The following is a 5,584-nucleotide window of genomic DNA, read 5'->3' on the forward strand; positions in this document are numbered from 1 at the left end:
ACAGCACACGCGCCGCATAATACAACCAACCAGATGAGCCAGATACTCGCCTAAATTACGCAGCCTCTGGACCCAAAAACTCTGACGACGTACAGGCCAATCCTTTGCAGTGGTCGTTTGAAAACAAGGCAAAGCAAGGCGTCTCTGTGACAATGGAAAACACGCTCTCAATCGACAGCGCACCTGCCATCTTGGAGGCCGTGAAAGGCGGTGCGGGGGTTGCTATTTTGCCAGACTTTTTGGTCCGCAAGGATTTGCACGAGGGCACGCTGACACAGATTTTACCGCACTGGACCGTGCCCGAAGGCGGCGTTTTCGCCGTCTACCCTGCGGCCAAGTTTCGCCCCGTCAAAGTATCTGCCTTTGTCGACATGCTGCTCCGCGTGTAAGCGCCAGCGCTGCAATATGCGCCGCGTTGGTCAGTTACTTTTTCTGCAGGTCGGCTTTTGCTGCCGCTTTTGCTGCCTCTTGAGCGGCTTTTTCTTCTTTGGTCAGCTTGGTGTTCCACGCATTGTTGCTGATGCGCAGTTCATTGGGCATTGGCTTGGTTTTGCCCTTGCTGATGCTGCCACCTTTTTCCAAAAACTCACGGATCAAGGCTTCGTCTGTTGTTTCTTTTGGAACTTGTTTCATCGTCGAATTCGTCCTCAGAGACTGCAAAAAGCAGGTGAAATTAGGAATACTGTAATCGTATAGATGAGCGGTATGCCTGCACGTTACTGCGCAGACATACCGATTCCTAGGGCGAAACGACCTCTTTTTACGGTTGTTTTGGACCGTTGATTGGCAGGGGAGCGCCTTTATGCCGTTTCATGTGACGGCGCATCGCCCGAAAGCAATGCAGCGTTGCCACCAGCTGCCGTCGTGTCGACGCAGAGGTGACGTTCCAATGTGACGTGCGCTTCATCAGGCAATCCGGTCAAAAGCGGCAAAATAGCGCCCGTGCGTTTGGCCAAAGCCTTGGCGTATGATGACGCGTTGTCACCCCAATAGACCACCGCAGAGAACCCTTTGAGCGCGGCCAATGCGCCAGGTAGCAACGTGCCCTCGACCGCGACAGCTGCGCCGCCGTGTGCCTCAACTGCGCGCACTTGTTGTTCAAGCGCTGCTTTGCTTGGTCCGAGGCAGAGCACGGGCGGGCGCGGGCGTGTCGACAAGGTGTTTGCTTCGCCCGTCGGGCCTGCCATGTCGAGAACCTTAAGCGGCGCACGAGATTGACCTTGAAGCGCTGCATCAATACCCGCCTGTACGGCCGCAACATTCGCCACGTCCGCCCATGCGTCACACGGGGCTTGCGCCTCGGTTTTGCACATCCGCGTCAAATACAATGGACCGCCAGCTTTCGGACCCGTGCCGGACAAGCCTTCACCCCCGAAAGGTTGCGAGCCAACAACCGCGCCAATTTGGTTGCGATTGACATAGATGTTGCCTGCGTTGATGCGATCAGACACGGCCTGAACGCGGCCATCGATACGTGTGTGCAGGCCAAAGGTCAGGCCGTATCCAGTCGCATTGATATCGTCGATCACCTTGTGAAGGTCTTCGGTTTTGAATGTGGCCACATGCAGAACGGGCCCGAACACTTCGCGTTCCAACGCGCCGATGCCATCGACTTTGATCAAGGCAGGCGCGACAAAGGTGCCGGTGGCTGGCGTGCTCAATGCATGGAGCAAGCGACCATCTGATTTGGCAGCAGATACATAGTCAGAAATTTGCTGATGCGCGGCCGTGTCGATCACGGGACCAACATCCGTTGACAAGAGCCAAGGGTCGCCGACGCTCAATTCGTCCATCGCGCCTTTGATCATTTTGATCAGGCTCGGGGCAATGTCTTCTTGAACATACAAACACCGTAGGGCCGAACAGCGCTGACCTGCAGATTGGAATGCTGAGTTCACGATGTCGCGCGCGGCCTGTTCTGGCAAAGCAGTACTGTCGACGATCATCGCATTAAGACCACCTGTTTCCGCAATCAGCGGCGCGCTCGCATCAAGGTTGTTCGCCATCGTTTTGCGAATGCGCAATGCTGTGGCTGTTGAGCCAGTGAATACAACACCACCAACACGTGGATCAGATGTCAGTGCAGCGCCGACGACAGCCCCTTCACCGGTCACCAACTGCAACGCGCTGCGCGGAACGCCAGCTTCGTGCATCAAGGCCACGCCCATGGTTGCGATGATGGGGGTTTGCTCGGCTGGCTTGGCCAAAACGGCATTGCCGACAGCCAGTGCCGCACTGACCTGACCAGAGAAAATGGCCAAGGGGAAGTTCCAAGGCGAAATGGCGGTCATAATGCCAAGCGGCTTGGCGTTCGCCATCGTCTCGGCTTGGTCCGCATAGTAACGCAGAAAATCAACAGCTTCGCGCAACTCACCCACTGCATCGGGCAAGGATTTCCCAGCTTCTTTGGCCAAAACCGCAAAGAGCGCGCCAAAGTCGCGTTCGAACAAATCCGCAGCTTTGCGCAACACAGCGGCGCGCTCAGACGCCGGAGCATCCCAAGGTTTGGCATCGTCAAGCGCTGCCGCAACGGTTGCGGCGTCGGCGTTCAGAACTGTGCCGATTGCTTCGCCAGTCGTTGGATTGGTCACGTCCAAGGTGGTGCCGGTGGCCTCGCTCACAGTGATTGGACGCGCTATTTGTGTCAGGGGAGCACTGCGCGCGGTCTCGATGGTTTGAAGCGTCACTTCATCGGTCAAATCAAACCCTTTGGAGTTGCGACGTTGACCAAAAATGTCACTTGGTGCGCGCAGGCCAGCGGGTGCTTTGGCTGTCGCCAGATCGGCAAAAGGATCGCGTGCGATGTCTTCTGGAGCGACGGTTTCATCGACGATTTGGTTAACGAACGAAGAATTCGCGCCATTCTCAAGCAAGCGGCGCACCAAGTAGGCCAAAAGATCGCGGTGTGCACCAACCGGCGCATAGATCCGGCAGCGTGTCTTTTCGCCCCGCAAAACGATGTCGTGCAGCCGTTCACCCATGCCGTGCAGACGTTGGAATTCAAAGTCGACGCCGTCCAATTCGCCAGCCATATCCAAAATGGCGGCCACGGAGTGCGCGTTGTGCGTGGCAAATTGAGGATAGATGCGATCGGCATAACCCAACAGCTTTTGAGCGTTGGCGATGTAGCTGACATCTGTCGCGGTTTTTGAGGTGAAGAGCGTGAAATCTTCCAAGCCTTCGACCTGCGCGTGTTTCATTTCTGTGTCCCAGTAGGCCCCTTTCACAAGGCGCACCATGATCTTGCGATCCAAGGTTTTCGCTGTGGTGTAGAGCCAATCAATCGTCACGCTTGCGCGGCGCCCGTAGGCTTGTACAACCACACCAAAGCCATCCCAGCCTGCGAGTTCAGGGTCTTGCAAGACAGCGCGAATGACTTTGAGGGACAAAACCAAGCGGTCTTGTTCTTCTGCGTCGATGTTGAAGCCCATGTCTGCCGCGCGGGCTTGGCGGGCCAGATCGCGCACGATCGGCACCAGTTCTTCCATCACACGCGCTTCATTGGCCACATCATAACGCGGGTGCAAAGCGGACAATTTAACAGAAATACCTGGGTTGGCTTGTACAGACCCCTTGGTGCACGCCGCTGTAATAGAGGACATCGCGTTGGCATAAGACGCTGCATAACGCTGCGCGTCCTCACTGGTCATCGCCGCTTCACCAAGCATGTCATAGCTGTAAGTGTAGTTGGCTTTTTCCAGCGTTTTCGCATTGCTCAGAGCTTTTTCAATCGTCTGCCCCAGAACAAATTGCCGACCCATTTCTCGCATGCCGTGTTTAACAGCGTTGCGAATGACTGGTTCGCCAAGGCGTTTGATCGCACCGCGCAAAGTACCCGCAATCCCAGGTTTGGAATCGTCCAACACGCGCCCTGTCAGCATCAATGCCCATGTGGAGGCGTTGACCAAAGAAGAGGAGGCTTCGCCCAAGTGTCTGCCCCAGTCAGACGGCGCGATTTTGTCTTCGATCAAGTCATCAATGGTTTCACGATCTGGCACGCGCAACATGGCTTCGGCCAGACACATCAAGGCCACGCCTTCACGAGTGGAAAGGCCGTATTCAGCCAAGAAGTGCTCCATCAAAGTCGGGGAATCTTCGCTACGAATGCGGCGGATCAGATCAGCAGCTGAGGCGGAAATGCGCGCCCGTTGTGCTTCGGGCAAATCGGCCTGCGCAATGAGATCGGCCAGAACGTCTTGTTCTGGTCTAAATTTATGTTCGGACAGGGCCTTAGGCAGAGCGAGCGCATTGGGGGAGAGGGCAGACATAAGGCGAATCCGATCTAATAGGTGGAGGTTTTGCCTATTCTATTGCCTTTTTAATGCACATTCTGGACTATTTGTGATATATATGAGGTCAATTGAACTGTAATTCACGCAATTTGAGGTCGAAATGAACAAAGAACTCGATGGATATGATCGCAAGATTCTCGACGTGCTCACCACTGATGCGCGGATTTCATTGACCCAGCTGAGCCAAAAAGTCGGTCTTTCGAAAACACCCGTGGCCGCGCGCATCAAACATTTGGAAGATGTTGGGCTGATCACAGGGTATCGCGCGATCCTTTCGACCAATCAGCTTGGGCTTAGTCATATCGCCTTTTTGGAAGTCAAATTGGACGACACGCGTGAGCAAGCGCTGTTGGACTTCAACAATGCCGTAAAAAAGGTGCCAGAAGTTGCCGAATGCCACATGATTGCAGGTGGGTTCGACTATTTGCTCAAGGTGCGCACCAGCAATATTGAAGCCTATCGACAAGTGATGGGACAGCGCATTTCGACCTTGCCGCATGTTCAATCCACGTCGACATTTGTGGCCATGGAAACGGTGGTCGAGCAAACAAACCCGCCTTTGACCTCAGCTTGATCTAAGGGCTCGATGACACCTCCAACACACATTGTTTATGGTGTGGGTGTCTATTGTGGCAAATAAGCCTTGCTCTACAGGCACTTGGCTTGCGATGTATGGGGGGCTTTTTCAACACGCGTGTCTGATTGGATCCCATGCTCAAACGCCTCTCATCTTTGTGGACCCCATGCACTGCCATTGCGGCGGTTCTTGTGGTGCTTGGGGGTGGTGCAGCGCGGGCTGAAACAGTAACCGTGTTTGCTGCAGCCAGCCTCAAAGCGGCTTTGGACGACGTTACTCAAGATTTCGAACAAGCCACAGCGCATACGATAAATGTCTCATACGCTGGGTCTTCGACATTGGCGCGCCAAATTGAACGAGGTGCGCCGGCGAATGTTTTCATCAGTGCCAATGTGCACTGGATGGACTGGAACGAGGCGCAAGATCTTTTGCAGCCCAACACGCGCAAAGCCCTTTTGACCAATGAATTGGTTTTGGTCGCGCCTATTGTTGTGGGGCAGACATCTGTGCCGTTTAACAGCGATGCGGTTTTAGACTTTCTAGATGAGACCCCTTTGGCGATGGGGTTTGTAGACGCCGTACCTGCGGGGATTTATGGCAAAGCCGCGCTAAGTTCGCTCGGGCTGTGGGAAGATTTGGCCTCGCATGTGGCGCAGACTGATAATGTGCGCAGTGCCTTGTCGCTCGTCGCGCGTGGTGAGGCGCGATTGGGCGT

5 protein-coding genes are annotated in these 5,584 nt (G+C 54.9%); 3 read left to right on the forward strand and 2 right to left on the reverse strand.

Annotated features, from left to right (window positions below; translation table 11 throughout):
* Nucleotides 1–104 precede the first annotated feature (104 nt).
* Nucleotides 105–389, forward strand: a complete 285-nt coding sequence (locus tag ABF287_RS10675; protein WP_347184991.1) for a LysR substrate-binding domain-containing protein — start codon at nt 105–107, stop codon at nt 387–389.
* Nucleotides 390–423: 34 nt separating this feature from the next.
* Here ABF287_RS10675 and ABF287_RS10680 read toward each other — a convergent pair whose 3' ends face one another.
* Both ABF287_RS10680 and putA read right to left on the reverse strand, forming a co-directional pair.
* The gene (locus ABF287_RS10680; protein ID WP_347184992.1) at nt 424–597 is read right to left on the reverse strand and encodes a hypothetical protein; all 174 of its coding nucleotides are present in this window, start codon (nt 595–597) and stop codon (nt 424–426) included.
* Between the two features lie 203 nt (nt 598–800).
* Nucleotides 801–4,268: a bifunctional proline dehydrogenase/L-glutamate gamma-semialdehyde dehydrogenase PutA gene (gene putA / locus ABF287_RS10685; protein ID WP_347184993.1), complete on the reverse strand. Its 3,468-nt coding sequence runs from the start codon at nt 4,266–4,268 to the stop codon at nt 801–803.
* A 124-nt stretch (nt 4,269–4,392) separates the two neighbouring features.
* On the opposite strand from putA, the gene ABF287_RS10690 reads away from it, so the two are divergent.
* Together ABF287_RS10690 and modA are read left to right on the forward strand one after the other, a co-directional pair.
* Nucleotides 4,393–4,866 carry an Lrp/AsnC family transcriptional regulator gene (locus ABF287_RS10690; RefSeq protein ID WP_347184994.1) on the forward strand — a complete coding sequence of 158 codons (474 nt, stop codon included), beginning with the start codon at nt 4,393–4,395 and terminating at the stop codon, nt 4,864–4,866.
* 137 nt (nt 4,867–5,003) lie between these two features.
* On the forward strand, nt 5,004–5,584 hold a 581-nt coding region (modA, locus tag ABF287_RS10695), incomplete at its 3' end, for a molybdate ABC transporter substrate-binding protein (RefSeq protein WP_347184995.1).

It is taken from the genome of Pacificibacter sp. (assembly GCF_039769035.1).
Classification (GTDB): Bacteria; Pseudomonadota; Alphaproteobacteria; order Rhodobacterales; family Rhodobacteraceae; genus Celeribacter.

Bases quoted from the DNA above. Each gene is read 5' to 3' on its own strand.
- putA (WP_347184993.1), bottom strand. From the start codon at position 4,268: ATGTCTGCCCTCTCCCCCAATGCGCTCGCTCTGCCTAAGGCCCTGTCC.
- ABF287_RS10690 (WP_347184994.1), top strand. From the start codon at position 4,393: ATGAACAAAGAACTCGATGGATATGATCGCAAGATTCTCGACGTGCTC.